This window comes from Scandinavium sp. (genome assembly GCF_051650185.1).
In the GTDB taxonomy this organism is placed as follows: Bacteria; Pseudomonadota; Gammaproteobacteria; order Enterobacterales; family Enterobacteriaceae; genus Scandinavium.
Genome location: NZ_JBOFIN010000114.1, coordinates 1 through 15964, shown reverse-complemented (window position 1 = coordinate 15964; position 15964 = coordinate 1). Strand labels below are relative to the sequence as shown.

Sequence of the window (15964 nt, the reverse complement as noted above, 5' to 3'; positions counted from 1 at the left end):
TGGAAGACGGAACCCAGTTTCACGGTCGGGCCATAGGGGCAACAGGTTCGGCGGTTGGGGAAGTCGTTTTCAATACTTCAATGACCGGTTATCAAGAAATCCTCACTGATCCTTCCTATTCTCGCCAAATCGTCACTCTCACTTATCCCCATATCGGTAATGTCGGCACCAACGCCGCTGATGAAGAATCTTCCCAGGTACACGCCCAAGGCCTCGTGATTCGCGATTTACCGCTGATTGCCAGCAACTACCGCAGTACCGAAGATCTCTCCTCTTACCTCAAGCGCCATAACATTGTGGCCATCGCCGATATCGATACCCGTAAACTGACGCGCATCCTGCGTGAGAAGGGCGCACAGAACGGCTGCATTATCGCGGGCGATAACCTGGACGCCGCGCTGGCACTGGAAAAAGCGAAAGCATTCCCGGGCCTGAACGGTATGGATCTGGCGAAAGAAGTGACCACCGCTGAAAGCTATAGCTGGACGCAGGGGAGCTGGACGCTGGCGGGCGAATTACCAGAAGCGAAGAAAGAAGAAGAACTGCCATTCCACGTCGTGGCCTATGACTACGGCGCGAAGCGCAACATCCTGCGCATGCTGGTGGATCGCGGCTGCCGCTTGACAGTGGTGCCGGCGCAGACGTCTGCGGAAGACGTTCTGAAGATGAATCCAGACGGCATCTTCCTCTCTAACGGCCCGGGCGACCCGGCACCGTGCGATTACGCGATTACCGCGATTGAGAAATTCCTCCAGACCGACATTCCGGTCTTTGGCATCTGCCTCGGCCATCAGCTGCTGGCGCTGGCAAGCGGTGCGAAAACCATCAAGATGAAGTTCGGCCACCACGGCGGCAACCATCCGGTAAAAGATATCGACAACAACACCGTGATGATTACCGCGCAGAACCACGGTTTTGCCGTCGATGAAGCGTCCATGCCTGCCACCCTGCGTGTGACCCACAAGTCACTGTTTGACGGCACGCTGCAAGGCATTCATCGCACAGACAAACCAGCGTTCAGCTTCCAGGGTCACCCGGAAGCGAGCCCAGGCCCGCACGATGCCGCGCCGCTGTTCGATCACTTTATCGAACTTATCGAGCAATACCGTAAGACCGCTAAATAATCAGGAGCCGAGAAGACCATGCCAAAACGTACAGACATAAAAAGCATCCTGATCCTTGGCGCTGGCCCGATCGTTATCGGCCAGGCCTGCGAATTCGACTACTCCGGTGCCCAGGCGTGTAAAGCGCTGCGCGAAGAGGGCTACCGCGTCATTCTGGTCAACTCCAACCCGGCCACCATCATGACCGACCCGGAAATGGCTGATGCAACCTACATCGAGCCAATTCACTGGGAAGTGGTCCGCAAAATTATCGAGAAAGAGCGCCCGGATGCGGTGCTGCCAACCATGGGCGGCCAGACTGCGCTGAACTGCGCGCTGGAGCTGGAGCGTCAGGGCGTGCTCGAAGAGTTCGGTGTGACCATGATTGGCGCGACCGCCGACGCGATTGATAAAGCTGAAGACCGCCGCCGTTTCGACGTGGCGATGAAGAAAATCGGCCTCGACACCGCGCGTTCTGGTATCGCGCACAACATGGAAGAAGCGCTGGCAGTTGCCGCTGACGTGGGTTATCCGTGCATCATCCGTCCTTCCTTCACCATGGGCGGCACCGGCGGCGGTATCGCTTACAACCGTGAAGAGTTCGAAGAAATCTGTGCTCGCGGTCTGGATCTCTCTCCGACCAACGAGCTGCTGATTGACGAATCCCTGATCGGCTGGAAAGAGTACGAGATGGAAGTGGTGCGTGATAAAAACGACAACTGCATCATCGTCTGCTCTATCGAAAACTTCGATGCGATGGGTATCCACACCGGTGACTCCATCACCGTGGCACCTGCCCAGACGCTGACCGATAAAGAATACCAAATCATGCGTAACGCCTCGATGGCGGTGCTGCGTGAAATCGGCGTGGAAACCGGCGGCTCTAACGTTCAGTTCTCCGTGAACCCGAAAAACGGTCGTCTGATTGTTATCGAAATGAACCCGCGTGTATCGCGCTCCTCAGCACTGGCTTCTAAAGCGACCGGTTTCCCGATTGCGAAAGTCGCCGCCAAACTGGCCGTGGGTTACACCCTTGATGAGCTGATGAACGATATCACCGGCGGCAAAACGCCAGCCTCGTTCGAACCGTCCATCGACTACGTTGTCACCAAAATTCCTCGCTTTAACTTCGAGAAATTTGTGGGTGCGAACGACCGTCTGACTACCCAGATGAAATCTGTCGGTGAAGTCATGGCGATTGGCCGCACTCAGCAGGAATCCATGCAGAAAGCCCTGCGTGGCCTGGAAGTGGGCGCGACAGGCTTTGACCCGAAAGTCAGCCTGGACGATCCGGAAGCGCTGACCAAAATTCGTCGCGAGCTGAAGGATGCCGGTGCTGAGCGTATCTGGTATATCGCCGATGCGTTCCGCGCGGGCCTGTCCGTCGACGGCGTTTTCAACCTGACCAACATCGACCGCTGGTTCCTGGTGCAGATTGAAGAGCTGGTGCGTCTGGAAGAGCAGGTGGCGGAAGTCGGGATCACCGGCCTCAACGCTGATTTCCTGCGTACCCTGAAACGCAAAGGCTTCGCCGATGCGCGCCTGGCGAAACTGGCTGGCGTGCGCGAGTCTGAAATTCGCAAGCTGCGCGAACAGTTCAACCTGCATCCGGTTTACAAGCGTGTAGACACCTGCGCCGCAGAATTCTCTACCGATACCGCTTACATGTACTCCACGTATGAAGACGAGTGTGAAGCGAACCCGTCCGTTGACCGCGATAAAATCATGGTGCTTGGCGGCGGCCCGAACCGTATCGGTCAGGGTATTGAGTTCGACTACTGCTGCGTTCACGCCTCTCTGGCGCTGCGTGAAGACGGTTACGAGACCATCATGGTCAACTGTAACCCGGAAACCGTATCGACCGACTACGACACCTCTGACCGCCTGTATTTCGAACCTGTGACCTTCGAAGACGTGCTGGAAATCGTGCGTATCGAGAAGCCGAAAGGCGTTATCGTCCAGTACGGCGGACAGACTCCGCTGAAACTGGCGCGTGCGCTGGAAGCGGCAGGTGTGCCGGTTATCGGCACCAGCCCGGATGCGATTGACCGTGCTGAAGACCGCGAACGTTTCCAGCAGGCGGTTGACCGTCTGAAGCTGAAACAGCCTGCGAACGCCACGGTGACTACTATCGAAATGGCTGTCGAAAAAGCGAAAGATATCGGTTATCCGCTGGTGGTGCGTCCGTCCTACGTGCTGGGCGGCCGTGCGATGGAAATCGTGTATGACGAAGCCGACCTGCGCCGCTACTTCCAGACTGCGGTCAGCGTGTCTAACGACGCGCCGGTGCTGCTCGACCGCTTCCTTGACGACGCGGTAGAAGTGGACGTTGACGCCATCTGCGACGGCGAAAGCGTGCTGATTGGCGGCATCATGGAACACATCGAACAGGCTGGCGTGCACTCCGGTGACTCCGCGTGTTCTCTGCCGGCTTACACCCTGAGCAAAGAAATTCAGGACGTGATGCGCGAGCAGGTCCAGCAGCTGGCCTTCGAACTTCAGGTTCGCGGCCTGATGAACGTCCAGTTCGCGGTGAAAGACAACGAAGTCTACCTGATTGAAGTGAACCCGCGTGCGGCGCGTACCGTGCCATTTGTCTCCAAAGCGACCGGCTTACCGCTGGCGAAAGTGGCGGCGCGTGTGATGGTCGGTCAGACGCTGAAACAGCAGGGTCACACTCAGGAAATCATCCCGCCGTATTACTCGGTGAAAGAGGTAGTGCTGCCGTTCAACAAATTCCCGGGCGTTGACCCGCTGTTAGGGCCAGAAATGCGCTCTACAGGGGAAGTGATGGGCGTAGGGCGCACCTTTGCAGAAGCGTTCGCTAAAGCGCAGCTCGGCAGCAACTCCACCATGAAGAAGCAGGGCCGTGCGCTGCTCTCCGTGCGTGAAGGCGACAAAGAGCGTGTGGTTGACCTGGCCGCTAAGCTGCTGAAACAGGGCTTCGAACTGGATGCAACCCACGGCACCGCTGTCGTGCTGGGTGAAGCAGGCATCAACCCGCGTCTGGTGAACAAGGTGCATGAAGGCCGTCCGCACATTCAGGACCGTATCAAGAATGGCGAGTACACCTACATCATCAACACCACCGCAGGTCGCCAGGCGATTGAAGACTCCAAGCTGATTCGCCGCAGCGCGCTGCAGTACAAAGTGCATTACGACACCACCCTGAACGGCGGTTTCGCGACAGCCATGGCGCTGAACGCGGATGCCACCGAGAAGGTGATTTCGGTGCAGGAAATGCACGCACAGATTAATAAGTAATCTCGCTGTAGGCCGGGTCAGGCGCTAGCCGCCACCCGGCAACATTGCCCGGCGGCGCTCTGCTTGCCGGGCCTACGCCTCTCCTCAGTTCAGAGTGTTCTGGTTTTCCAACTGTGTTCAGTCAGTTAGCCTAAAATGGTTAGCGAGATAATAAATTCATGACACAGCACGGGAGAACACCATGCGTACCAACCTTCTGTTGACCTCTATTTTTACTGCCGCTGCCCTTTTCACCGTGGCAGGCTGTTCCTCTAATCAGGCAGTGAAAACCACTGATGGCAAAACCATCGTCACCGACGGTAAACCCGAGGTAGATAGCGACACCGGTCTGGTCTCCTACAAAAATGCGGAGACGGGTAAAACCGAACAGATCAACCGTGATCAGGTTAAATCGATGGGTGAATTAGACAACTAGTTCAATAAATTCAACCGAAGCGATCACCAATCTTCACTGTTAGCCTGCCGGTTATCTGACTACACTCTGCTGATTACACAGTGAAGTGCACAAGCAGGCTAACAGATGATTTTGATTATTTATGCACATCCCTATCCGCAGCACTCGCATGCGAATAAAAGGATGCTTGAGCAGGCAAGGGAAATCGACGGCGTCGAAATCCGTTCGCTCTATCACCTCTATCCCGATTTCAATATCGATGTTGCGGCCGAACAGGAAGCGCTTTCTCGTGCTGATCTGATTATCTGGCAGCATCCGATGCAGTGGTACAGCATCCCGCCGCTGCTAAAACTCTGGATCGACAAAGTCCTCTCACATGGCTGGGCCTATGGGCACGGCGGCGCTGCGCTGCACGGTAAAAGCCTGATGTGGGCGGTCACCACGGGCGGCGGCGAAGATCATTTTGCGATTGGCAGCTTCCCTGGCTTTGACGTGTTGGCTCAGCCATTGCAGGCTACCGCGCTGTATTGCGGTCTGAACTGGCTCCCGCCTTTTTCAATGCACTGCACTTTTATCTGTGATGACGAGACGCTGGTAGCTCAGGCCCGTCACTTCAAACAACGTCTGCTGGAGTGGCAGGAGGTGCATCATGGATAGTCATACGCTCATACAAGCCCTGATTTACCTCGGCTCCGCCGCGCTGATTGTGCCGATTGCGGTGCGTTTAGGGCTGGGTTCTGTGCTGGGGTATTTGATTGCTGGCTGCATCATAGGCCCCTGGGGTTTTCGTCTGGTGACGGATGCTGAGGCGATTTTGCATTTCGCTGAAATCGGCGTGGTGCTGATGCTGTTTGTGATTGGTCTGGAGCTCGATCCGCAGCGTTTATGGAAACTGCGAGCTTCCGTCTTCGGCGGAGGCGCATTGCAAATGGTTGCCTGCGGCGTGCTGATTGGCGTGTTCTGCATGTTGCTCGGTCTTGACTGGAAAGTGGCTGAGCTTATCGGTTTGACGCTGGCACTTTCATCCACAGCTATCGCGATGCAGGCGATGAACGAACGCAACCTGACGGTCTCGCAGCTTGGGCGTAGCGCCTTTGCTGTGCTGCTGTTCCAGGATATCGCAGCTATCCCGCTGGTGGCGATGATCCCGCTGCTGGCCGCCAGTGGCGCTTCCACCACGCTTGCGGTATTCGGTCTGTCGGCCCTGAAAGTGGCGGGTGCGCTGGTGCTGGTGGTGTTGCTTGGCCGCTATGTGACCCGGCCTGTGCTGCGTTTTGTGGCTCGTTCCGGGCTGCGTGAAGTGTTCAGCGCCGTGGCGCTCTTTTTGGTGTTTGGCTTCGGGTTGTTGCTGGAAGAGGTCGGCCTGTCGATGGCGATGGGGGCCTTCCTTGCCGGCGTATTACTGGCGAGCTCCGAATACCGTCATGCGCTGGAAAGCGATATTGAGCCGTTTAAAGGCCTGCTGCTTGGGCTGTTCTTTATCGGCGTCGGCATGTCTATCGACTTCGGCACATTGGTCACACACCCGCTGCGGATCTTGCTCCTGCTGCTCGGGTTCTTGCTGATTAAAATGGGCATGCTGTGGCTGATTGCTCGCCCGCTGGGTGTACCAAAAGCCCAACGTCGCTGGTTTGCCGTGCTGTTAGGGCAGGGCAGTGAATTTGCCTTTGTGGTGTTTGGTGCCGCGCAAATGGCAAATGTGCTGGATTCAGAGTGGGCGAAAGCGCTAACCCTCGCCGTTGCCTTATCGATGGCGGCGACGCCGATTTTGCTGGTTCTGCTGTCGCGGATGGAAAAGTCGGGCAGTGAGCAGGAACGCGAAGCCGATGAGATTGATGAAGAGCAGCCACGGGTGATCATCGCCGGGTTCGGGCGTTTCGGCCAGATTTCCGGGCGCTTACTGCTTTCCAGCGGCGTCAAAATGGTGATCCTCGACCACGACCCTGACCACGTTGATACCCTGCGCAAATTTGATATGAAAGTGTTCTTCGGTGACGCGACGCGTGTCGATTTGCTGGAATCCGCAGGAGCCGCGAGAGCGGAAGTGCTGATCAACGCCATCGACGATCCTAAAACCAGCGTGCAGCTGACCGAGCTTGCGAAAGAGCATTTCCCGAATCTGCGGATTATTGCCCGTGCGCGTGATATCGACCATTACATTCAGCTGCGTCAGGCGGGAATTGACGCGCCGGAGCGTGAAACGTTCGAAGGCGCGCTGAAATCAGGCCGCATGGCGCTGGAAGCTTTGGGGCTTGGGCCTTATGAAGCTCGCGAACGCGCGGATGTGTTCCGTCGATTCAACGTGCGCATGGTTGAGGAAATGGTGGATATGGCCGATGAAGATGATGCTTCGTTTGCCGCAGCGTTCAAACGCACCAGCGCCATGCTGACCGATATCATTAACGAAGACCGCAGTAATCTGTCGATTATCCAGCGTCACGGCTGGCAGGGAACAGAAGAGGGCAAACATACCGGAAATCCGGCTGACGAACCTGAAACGAAACCTTCCGTATAACCGTGACTTAGCCAGAAGACGAAAAAATTTCGTCTTCTTTACTCTGCCGCCAGTCGACGAAAGATTATGCTTTCCGTATAGTGGCGGCAATTTTTTGCATCCGGGATACTTTCAATGATCAGTCTGATTGCGGCGTTAGCGGTGGATCGCGTTATCGGCATGGAAAACGCCATGCCCTGGAACCTGCCAGCCGATCTCGCCTGGTTTAAACGCACTACGCTGAATAAGCCTGTGGTGATGGGACGTCTGACCTGGGAATCCATCGGTCGTCCTTTGCCAGGCCGTAAAAACATCGTCATCAGCAGTAAGCCTGGCACTGACGATCGGGTTGAGTGGGTGAAATCCGTCGATGAAGCGATTGCGGCCTGTGGCGACGCTGAAGAGATCATGGTGATTGGCGGAGGACGCGTTTACGAACAGTTCCTGCCAAAAGCGCATCGCCTGTACCTGACGCACATTGATGCGGAAGTTGAGGGCGATACTCACTTCCCGGATTATGACCCGGACGACTGGGAGTCAACCTTCAGCGAGTTCCACGACGCAGACGAGCAAAACTCACACAGTTATTGCTTTGAGATTTTAGACCGTCGTTGATTGATTTTTCCCGGGGGCAAGGCCTGATGGCGCTTCGCTCATCAGGCCTGCAAAACCTGTTTTGTAGCCCCGGCAAGCGTCGCGCCGCCGGGGAACAGAGCCGAATCAGGAAGCCACAGCCTCGTCTTCGCCTAAATCCAGATGGCGATTGGACGGCTGCACAAAGTAAGTTTTATCTTCCCAGCGCAGGCAAGTGAGTTCTCCGCCCCAGCAGCATCCTGTATCCAGCCCGTAAATGCCTTCTGGTGTGCCTTTGCCTTCCAGCGATGCCCAGTGCCCGAACACCACGCTGTATTCGTCGGTGACCGGTGCCGGAATGGCGAACCACGGCTTCAGCGGGGCAGGTGCGTTTTCCGGTGACTCTTTGGTGTACATGTCCAGTTGGCCGTTCGGGAAACAGTAGCGCATGCGGGTAAACGCATTGGTGATGAAACGCAGACGTGCCAGGCCGGAAAGTTCAGTTGACCAGTGGTTTGGCAGGTCACCGTACATCGCATCAAGGAAGAACGGATAGGAATCACTGCACAGAACGGCTTCCACATCGTGAGCACACTGTTCGGCGGTTTCCAGATCCCATTGCGGGGTGATCCCGGCGTGCGCCATGACCAGCTTTTTCTCTTCGTCGACCTGCAACAGCGGCTGACGGCGTAGCCAGTTTAGCAACTCATCCGCATCCGGCGCTTCCAGCAGCGGGGTTAATCTGTCTTTTGGCTTGTTGCGGCTGATGCCAGCAAACACGGCCAGCAGGTGCAAATCGTGATTACCGAGCACGATGCGCACGCTGTCGCCCAGAGACTTCACATAACGCAGCACTTCAAGCGATGCGGGGCCACGCGCCACCAGATCGCCCGTCAGCCAAAGGGTATCCTGCCCTGGGGTAAATTCCACCTGCTTTAACAACGCGATCAGTTCATCGTAGCAGCCGTGAACGTCGCCAATAAGGTATGTGCTCATTGTAGTAGTGTTGTATTAATGGATGAGGGCTGGCACGGCCAGACGGAAAACAGGGATATCGATACTGAACGGATTGCCTTCAGCATCGATCATTTCATAGTGGCCTTGCATCGTGCCGAGCGGCGTTTCCAGCACGGCACCGCTGGTGTACTGATACTCTTCGCCAGGAGCAATGTGCGGCTGAACGCCAACCACACCTTCCCCCTGAACTTCGGTTTCACGGCCGTGGCCGTTCGTTATCAGCCAATAGCGACCAAGAAGCTGAACCGATCCTCGCCCCAGATTGCGAATCGTGACCGTATAGGCAAACACATAGCGTTCATCATCGGGTGAGGACTGAGCCTCAATGTAAACGCTTTGAACCTGAATACAGACGCGGGGCGAATTGATCATGGTTTAGCTCTCCTTCGGGGGCGCGTTTTCTGACAGCCAGTTCGCCAGACGGCAATACTGGGCGACCGAGATGTTTTCTGCACGCATCGCCGGGTCGACGCCAAGCTCTGTCAGAAGCTCAACAGAGAAGAGGTTGCCGAGGCTGTTACGAATCGTTTTACGGCGTTGATTAAACGCTTCGGTTGTAATACGACTCAGGACTCGCACGTCTTTCACCGGGTAAGGCTTGTTGCTGCCGTGCGGCACCAGGCGGACAACGGCGGAATCGACTTTCGGCGGTGGTGTGAAGGCTGTTGGCGGCACTTCCAGCACAGGTATTACGTTGCAGTAATACTGCGCCATCACGCTTAAACGACCATACGCCTTACTGTTTGGTCCTGCAACCAGACGATTGACCACCTCTTTTTGCAACATAAAGTGCATATCGGCAATGGCATCAGTATAGCTAAACAGGTGGAACATCAGCGGGGTCGAAATGTTATACGGCAGGTTGCCAAACACGCGCAGCGGCTGACCCATCTCCTTCGACAAGTCGCCGAAGTTCATGGTCATGGCATCCTGCTGGAAAATCGTCAGTTTAGGGCCAAGGAACGGGTGCGTTTGCAGGCGTGCAGCCAGATCGCGGTCCAGTTCGATAACGGTCAGTTTATCAAGGCGTTCGCCGACGGGTTCGGTCAGCGCCGCAAGACCCGGGCCGATTTCAACCATCGCCTGGTCTTTTTGAGGATTGATGGCCGAGACAATGCTGTCGATCACAAATTGATCGTTGAGGAAGTTTTGCCCGAAGCGTTTTCGGGCTAAGTGGCCCTGATGGACTCGATTATTCATTGAGAGTTAACAATCATTTTGATGGCGAGATTAAGCGCCGTAATAAAACTGCCGACGTTCGCTTTTCCCTGGCCCGCCAGTTCAAGCGCGGTGCCGTGATCGACGGACGTACGGATAAAGGGTAAACCGAGCGTGATGTTCACTGCGCGGCCGAATCCCTGGTATTTTAGCACGGGCAGGCCCTGATCGTGGTACATCGCCAGGACTGCATCGGCATGGTCGAGATATTTGGGCTGGAAAAGAGTGTCTGCGGGCAGTGGACCACTGAGATTCATGCCCTTCGCGCGTAGTTCCTCAAGCACTGGAATGATCGTGTCGATCTCTTCCATGCCCATGTGTCCGCCTTCTCCTGCGTGGGGATTCAGGCCACAAACCAGAATATGGGGGACTTTGATGCCAAACTTGATACGCAGATCGTCATGAAGAATAGTGATCACTTCACGCAATAAATCGCCGGTAATGGCCTCGCTAATGGCTTTCAGCGGCAGATGAGTGGTGGCCAGCGCCACTCGCAGCTCCTCTGTCGCCAGCATCATCACCACTTTCTTCGTGCCTGAGCGCTCTTCAAAGAATTCGGTATGCCCGATAAACGGGATACCTGCATCGTTGATAATGCTCTTTTGCACGGGGCCTGTGATGAGTGCAGCGAATTCACCGCTGGTGGCTCCGTCACAAGCGCGAGCCAGCGTCTCCACCACATAAGCGCCATTCTGAACGTTAAGCGTTCCTGGTGTGACGGGAGCGTGAAGTGAGACAGGAAGCAGCGTCAATGTGCCTGCGCGCTGAGGGACAGGCTTTTGAGATGCCGCGTAAGGCAGAAGCGTTAACGGCAAACCGAGCATTGCTGCCCGGTCTGTTAAAAGCGTTTCGTCGGCACACACCACCAGTTCAACCGGCCAGTCCAGCTGTGCGAGCTGAACCACGAGGTCCGGGCCAATCCCGGCGGGTTCGCCGGGAGTGAGAACAACACGTTGGGGCTGCGTCATTAGTTGCTCAGAATTTTAACGTACGCGCTGGCACGCTGTTCCTGCATCCAGGTTGCCGCTTCTTCAGAGAACTTGCGGTTCATCAGCATGCGGTAAGCACGATCTTTCTGCGCCGCATCGGTACGGTCAACGTTGCGGGTATCCAGCAACTGAATCAGGTGCCAGCCGAAAGAGGAGTGAACCGGTGCGCTGATTTCGCCTTTTTGCAGTTTCAGCAGAGCATCACGGAACGCAGGATCGTACATATCCGGCGTACCCCAACCCAAATCACCGCCCTGGTTGGCTGAACCTGGATCCTGAGAAAGCTCTTTTGCCGCTTTGTCGAAGGTGGTTTTCCCGCTCTTAATATCAGCAGCCACTTCTTCGAGCTTCGCACGAGCCTGATCGTCCGTCATGATTGGTGATGGCTTCAGCAGGATGTGACGGGAGTGAACTTCAGTCACAGAAATGCTTTGAGTCTGACCGCGCAGATCGTTCACTTTCAGGATGTGGAAGCCCACGCCAGAACGAATTGGACCGATAACATCGCCTTTCTTCGCGGTGCTCAGTGCCTGAGCGAAGATAGAAGGCAGTTCCTGAATACGACCCCAACCCATCTGGCCGCCTTTCAGCGCCTGCTGGTCTGCAGAGTAGGTGATAGCCAGTTTACCGAAGTCAGCGCCACCTTTGGCCTGATCGACGATGGAACGCGCCTGGCTTTCCGCATCTTTGACCTGATCAGAAGATGGGTTTTCTGGCAGTGGGATCAGAATGTGGCTCAGGTTCAGTTCGGTACTGGCGTCGTTCTGGTTACCAATTTGGGATGCCAGTGCGTCAACTTCCTGCGGCAGAACCGTAATACGGCGGCGAACTTCATTGTTACGCACTTCAGAGATGATCATCTCTTTGCGGATCTGAGCGCGATAGGTGTTGTAGTTCATGCCGTCATAGGCCAGACGGCTACGCATCTGATCCATGGTCATGTTGTTCTGTTTTGCAATGTTGGCAATGGCGGCATCAAGCTGGTCGTCGGAGACTTTTACGCCCATCTTCTGGCCCATTTGCAGGACAATCTGATCCATGATCAGACGTTCCAGAATCTGGTGCCGCAGGGTGGCGTCATCCGGCAGCTGTTGACCTGCCTGGCCTGCACTGCCTTTCACGGACTGCATCATACCATCGACGTCGCTTTCCAGTACCACGCCGTTATTCACGACTGCTGCGACTTTATCGACAACCTGTGGGGCAGCGAAACTGGTATTCGCAACCATGGCGATACCGAGAAGCAGCGTTTTCCAGTTCTTCATACTCTTTCCATTTCAATTAACCGCAAAGGCGGATTACGTTTTTAAACTGTGGCGTTACAAAGAGCTCTGATACGGCATGATCGGCGTACGCAGCATCTGCTGAGTGCCCAGGCCATAGTTAGAGCTCAGGCCACGCAGTTCAACATTGAAGCCGATAACATTGTCGTATTTACCCTGAGCGTTCGGGCTATCCCAACCGTTAAGTTTGCGTTCATAGCTCAGGCGCAGCGCGTAACAACAGGAGTTGTACTGCACGCCCAGCAGCTGATCGGCAGGTTTACTGGCGTTGGTGTCGTAGTAATACGCGCCGACAACCGACCAGCGATCAACCACCGGCCAGCTTGCTGTCATACCGACCTGAGAAATACCGTCTTTGTACTGAGCGCTATTAGAGTAAGACGGCAGGGTGGCCGTAATGTACTCAGGGCTTGCATAACGGTAGCTAAACTGCACTAAACGGTCCTGATCGCGGCGGTACTCAATGGTGCCGTTCCCGGTGGCGACGTTATCCAGACGAGTATCGTACTGAACACCACCACGCAGGCCCCAGAAGTCGCTTATGCGCCAGTAGGTATCGCCAGCCCATACCAGAGAGCCTTTTTGATCGCTGGAGGACCAGTCATCACTTTCATCACCCGTACGAGTCGGGGTGAAATAGTAGATTTGACCCACGGACACGTTAAAACGTTCAACCGCATTTTCATCATAAACGCGGGAAGTGACGCCGGTGGTGACCTGGTTGGCTGAGGCAATGCGGTCAAGACCACTGTAGCTGCGGTCTCGGAACAGGCCGCTGTAGTCCGACTGCAACAGTGTGGAATCGTACTGCATGATATCGCTTTGATCTTTGTACGGTACGTACAAATACTGAACGCGCGGCTCCAGCGTCTGGATATAGCCCTGAGACCAGTCCATATCACGCTCGAAGACCATTTTGCCGTCAATTTTGAACTGTGGCAGCACGCGGCTGACGGACTCTTTCAAATCCGCATTGTAATGTTGGTTATACCAGTCGACATCGCTTTGCTGATAGTGAGTCGCCATCAGCTTGGCTTCAGTATCAATACTTCCCCAGCCGTTGGACAGCGGCAGGTCGATAGTCGGTTCGATGTGGACACGCGTGGCTTCAGGCAGGTCATCGTTGGTGTTAACGAAGTGCGCAACCTGGCCATAAATACGGGTATCAAACGGACCCACGTCGTTCTGATAGAAGTTCACATCCAGCTGTGGCTGCGACGCGTACGAGCTGTTGCTCTGGGTGTCGAAGACCTGGAACTGCTTGGAGGATACGGTGGCGTTAAAGTTCTCAACCGCATAGCCGACGCTGAATTTCTGCGTGGCGTAGCCGTCGGTACTTGAACCGTATTTCGAGTCGAAATCGTTAAAGTAATACGGGTCGCTGACTTTGGTGTAGTCGACGTTGAAGCGCCACACCTGATCCATTACACCGCCGTGTCTCCAGTAGAACAACCAGCGGCGGCTATCGTCACTTGGGTGCTCGTCTTCATACACCTTGTCAGACGGCAGATAATCGAATTCAAAGAGACCCGAACCGGCCTGAGTCAGGTAGCGGAATTCGTTTTCCCACATGATGCCGCCACGCTTTTGCATATAGTGTGGCGTAATGGTGGCATCGAAGTTTGGCGCAATGTTCCAGTAGTACGGCAGGTAGAATTCAAAGCCGTTATTGCTGCTGTATTTTGCGTTAGGGATCAGGAAGCCCGAGCGGCGTTTGTCACCGATCGGTAATTGAAGATAAGGGCTGTAGAACACCGGGACGGGGCCAATTTTGAAGCGGGCGTTCCAGATTTCGGCCACTTCTTCCTGGCGGTCCTGAATCACTTCGCTGCCGACAACGCTCCACGTATTGGAACCTGGCAGACAGGAGGTAAAGGTGCCGTTATCAAGAATGGTGTAGCGGTTCTGTCCGCGCTGTTTCATTACATCGGCGGTACCGCGACCCTGTCTGTCCACCATCTGGTAGTTACCGTCCCAGACGTTGGTATCTTTGGTATTCAGGTTTGACCAGGCTTTCGGACCTTTCAGGATCACCTGATTGTCGTCATAGTGTACATTGCCCAGCGCATCGACGGTTCTAACCGGATCAGCCTGACCTGGCGCCTGCTTCTGGTGCAGCTGCACTTCATCGGCCTGTAAGCGGCTATTGCCCTGATTAATATCGACATTGCCGGTAAATACGGCATTATCAGGGTAATCCCCTTTGGCGTGATCGGCATTAATGGTGACAGGCAGGTTATTAGTATCCCCCTGCACCAGCGGACGATTATAGCTTGGTACCCCCAGCATACATTGTGATGCGAGGTCGGCCGCCGCACTCTGCTGACTGTAGAGAGCGCTGGCGATCAGGGTAGCCAGAAGGGTGGGAATACGTTTTTTCATACGTTTTATTAGTTGTTCCGTCATCTGTGGCTTCGCGGCTTGCAAACGGTCAGAGACTAACGTACTCATCGTTAACGCGCCAGTGTTAATCCTGCCGCTTCGAGCCAGTGGCGTTAGGCACTGTGTAGAATGGCGAGTATGATAAAGCAAATTATAGGTTATGTCCTGCAATGACCATCAGGTCAATGCAGGGAAACTCGCCTTTTATCAAGGCGCAAGAAAATGCCTGCGGCATGATGATTTTGACTATCCGGGGAGTCTATGCAGTATTGGGGTAAAGTGATTGGTGTGGCCGTGGCGCTGATGATGGGCGGCGGATTCTGGGGCGCTGTACTCGGGTTGCTCATTGGCCACATGTTTGACAAAGCGCGTAGCCGCAGACTCAACTTTTTTGCCAACCAGCAGGAGCGTCAGTCGCTGTTCTTCGCCACCACCTTTGAAGTGATGGGGCACCTGACCAAATCCAAAGGGCGCGTAACGGAAGCGGACATTCATGTTGCCAGCATCCTGATGGATCGCATGAATCTGCACGGCGAGTCTCGTGTTGCTGCACAGCATGCCTTCCGCGTGGGTAAGGCGGATAACTACCCGCTGCGCGAGAAAATGCGTCAGCTGCGTAGCGTCTGTTTTGGTCGCTTCGATTTAATTCGGATGTTTCTGGAAATTCAGATTCAGGCGGCCTTCGCTGATGGTTCACTGCACCCGAATGAACGTGAAGTGCTGTTCGTCATTGCTGATGAATTGGGCATTTCCCGGGCGCAGTTCGATCAGTTCCTGCGCATGATGCAGGGCGGCGCACAGTTTGGTGGTGGATACCAGCAGCAATCGCACTCCGGCGGCGGCTGGCAACAGGCACAGCGCGGGCCAACCCTTGAAGATGCCTGTAACGTGCTGGGCGTGAAGTCGACGGACGATGCGGCGACCATCAAACGCGCGTACCGTAAGCTGATGAGCGAGCATCACCCTGACAAACTGGTCGCCAAAGGTTTACCGCCAGAAATGATGGAAATGGCGAAGCAAAAAGCGCAGGAAATTCAGAAGGCCTACGAGCTGATTAAAGAGCAGAAAGGCTTTAAATAGTGGATGGTTTGCTGCCGGGCGGCACAGCTGTATGACCGGATACATAGGTGACAGATCAGACCGGGAACATAGGTAACACTTTTTAGTCTATCCGGACCACACTCTGGGTTTTGCGGTCGTAGTACGCAAGTGTTATTCCATTAAAGATGATGGCCTCCAGGCCATCA

General features: G+C 55.1%; 13 protein-coding genes. 7 read left to right on the top strand and 6 right to left on the bottom strand.

Features of this window, described 5'->3' with window-relative positions; genetic code table 11:
• The 6 genes from carA to folA all read left to right on the top strand — a co-directional run.
• Positions 1 to 1124, top strand: a 1124-nt coding sequence (carA, locus tag ACRCWW_RS15300; protein ID WP_438683161.1) for a glutamine-hydrolyzing carbamoyl-phosphate synthase small subunit, incomplete at its 5' end; no start/stop codon positions are given.
• 18 nt (positions 1125 to 1142) lie between these two features.
• Complete coding sequence (gene carB / locus ACRCWW_RS15295) at positions 1143 to 4367, top strand: carbamoyl-phosphate synthase large subunit (protein WP_438683160.1); 3225 nt, start codon at positions 1143 to 1145, stop codon at positions 4365 to 4367.
• Positions 4368 to 4548: 181 nt separating this feature from the next.
• Entirely contained in the window at positions 4549 to 4782 is a 234-nt protein-coding gene (locus ACRCWW_RS15290) for a YgdI/YgdR family lipoprotein (protein WP_438683159.1), read from the top strand.
• 105 nt (positions 4783 to 4887) lie between these two features.
• A complete protein-coding gene (gene kefF / locus ACRCWW_RS15285) occupies positions 4888 to 5418 on the top strand; it encodes a glutathione-regulated potassium-efflux system oxidoreductase KefF (RefSeq protein WP_438683158.1) in 531 nt (176 codons plus the stop codon).
• Positions 5411 to 7276, top strand: a complete 1866-nt coding sequence (gene kefC / locus ACRCWW_RS15280; protein WP_438683157.1) for a glutathione-regulated potassium-efflux system protein KefC — start codon at positions 5411 to 5413, stop codon at positions 7274 to 7276. Before kefF ends, kefC begins: the two co-directional genes overlap by 8 nt.
• 114 nt (positions 7277 to 7390) lie before the next feature.
• The gene (gene folA / locus ACRCWW_RS15275) at positions 7391 to 7870 is read left to right on the top strand and encodes a type 3 dihydrofolate reductase (RefSeq protein WP_404657627.1); all 480 of its coding nucleotides are present in this window, start codon (positions 7391 to 7393) and stop codon (positions 7868 to 7870) included.
• A gap of 105 nt (positions 7871 to 7975) precedes the next feature.
• Here folA and apaH read toward each other — a convergent pair whose 3' ends face one another.
• Genes apaH through lptD form a run of 6 tightly spaced genes read right to left on the bottom strand, consistent with a single transcriptional unit; the run spans position 7976 to position 14717 of the window.
• On the bottom strand, positions 7976 to 8824 hold the full coding sequence (gene apaH / locus ACRCWW_RS15270) for a bis(5'-nucleosyl)-tetraphosphatase (symmetrical) ApaH (RefSeq protein ID WP_438683156.1): 849 nt from the start codon (positions 8822 to 8824) through the stop codon (positions 7976 to 7978).
• A gap of 15 nt (positions 8825 to 8839) precedes the next feature.
• On the bottom strand, positions 8840 to 9217 hold the full coding sequence (apaG, locus tag ACRCWW_RS15265) for a Co2+/Mg2+ efflux protein ApaG (RefSeq protein WP_438683155.1): 378 nt from the start codon (positions 9215 to 9217) through the stop codon (positions 8840 to 8842).
• A gap of 3 nt (positions 9218 to 9220) precedes the next feature.
• Positions 9221 to 10045: a 16S rRNA (adenine(1518)-N(6)/adenine(1519)-N(6))-dimethyltransferase RsmA gene (gene rsmA, locus ACRCWW_RS15260; RefSeq protein ID WP_438683154.1), complete on the bottom strand. Its 825-nt coding sequence runs from the start codon at positions 10043 to 10045 to the stop codon at positions 9221 to 9223.
• Positions 10042 to 11031, bottom strand: coding sequence for a 4-hydroxythreonine-4-phosphate dehydrogenase PdxA (gene pdxA, locus ACRCWW_RS15255; protein WP_438683153.1), 990 nt, complete (start codon positions 11029 to 11031; stop codon positions 10042 to 10044). Before pdxA ends, rsmA begins: the two co-directional genes overlap by 4 nt.
• Entirely contained in the window at positions 11031 to 12317 is a 1287-nt protein-coding gene (gene surA / locus ACRCWW_RS15250) for a peptidylprolyl isomerase SurA (RefSeq protein ID WP_438683152.1), read from the bottom strand. The genes pdxA and surA overlap by 1 nt, the downstream gene beginning before the upstream one ends.
• Before the next feature lie 54 nt (positions 12318 to 12371).
• Complete coding sequence (gene lptD / locus ACRCWW_RS15245; RefSeq protein WP_438683162.1) at positions 12372 to 14717, bottom strand: LPS assembly protein LptD; 2346 nt, start codon at positions 14715 to 14717, stop codon at positions 12372 to 12374.
• A gap of 261 nt (positions 14718 to 14978) precedes the next feature.
• Here lptD and djlA point away from each other — a divergent pair, with 261 nt between their 5' ends.
• Positions 14979 to 15797, top strand: coding sequence for a co-chaperone DjlA (gene djlA, locus ACRCWW_RS15240; RefSeq protein WP_438683151.1), 819 nt, complete (start codon positions 14979 to 14981; stop codon positions 15795 to 15797).
• Positions 15798 to 15964 lie beyond the last annotated feature (167 nt).

What these genes read in the sequence shown, in the direction of transcription:
- carB (WP_438683160.1), top strand. Translation starts at nt 1,143, where the DNA reads ATGCCAAAACGTACAGACATAAAAAGCATCCTGATCCTTGGCGCTGGC.
- ACRCWW_RS15290 (WP_438683159.1), top strand. Translation starts at nt 4,549, where the DNA reads ATGCGTACCAACCTTCTGTTGACCTCTATTTTTACTGCCGCTGCCCTT.
- kefF (WP_438683158.1), top strand. Translation starts at nt 4,888, where the DNA reads ATGATTTTGATTATTTATGCACATCCCTATCCGCAGCACTCGCATGCG.
- kefC (WP_438683157.1), top strand. Translation starts at nt 5,411, where the DNA reads ATGGATAGTCATACGCTCATACAAGCCCTGATTTACCTCGGCTCCGCC.
- folA (WP_404657627.1), top strand. Translation starts at nt 7,391, where the DNA reads ATGATCAGTCTGATTGCGGCGTTAGCGGTGGATCGCGTTATCGGCATG.
- apaH (WP_438683156.1), bottom strand. Translation starts at nt 8,824, where the DNA reads ATGAGCACATACCTTATTGGCGACGTTCACGGCTGCTACGATGAACTG.
- apaG (WP_438683155.1), bottom strand. Translation starts at nt 9,217, where the DNA reads ATGATCAATTCGCCCCGCGTCTGTATTCAGGTTCAAAGCGTTTACATT.
- rsmA (WP_438683154.1), bottom strand. Translation starts at nt 10,045, where the DNA reads ATGAATAATCGAGTCCATCAGGGCCACTTAGCCCGAAAACGCTTCGGG.
- pdxA (WP_438683153.1), bottom strand. Translation starts at nt 11,031, where the DNA reads ATGACGCAGCCCCAACGTGTTGTTCTCACTCCCGGCGAACCCGCCGGG.
- surA (WP_438683152.1), bottom strand. Translation starts at nt 12,317, where the DNA reads ATGAAGAACTGGAAAACGCTGCTTCTCGGTATCGCCATGGTTGCGAAT.
- lptD (WP_438683162.1), bottom strand. Translation starts at nt 14,717, where the DNA reads ATGAAAAAACGTATTCCCACCCTTCTGGCTACCCTGATCGCCAGCGCT.
- djlA (WP_438683151.1), top strand. Translation starts at nt 14,979, where the DNA reads ATGCAGTATTGGGGTAAAGTGATTGGTGTGGCCGTGGCGCTGATGATG.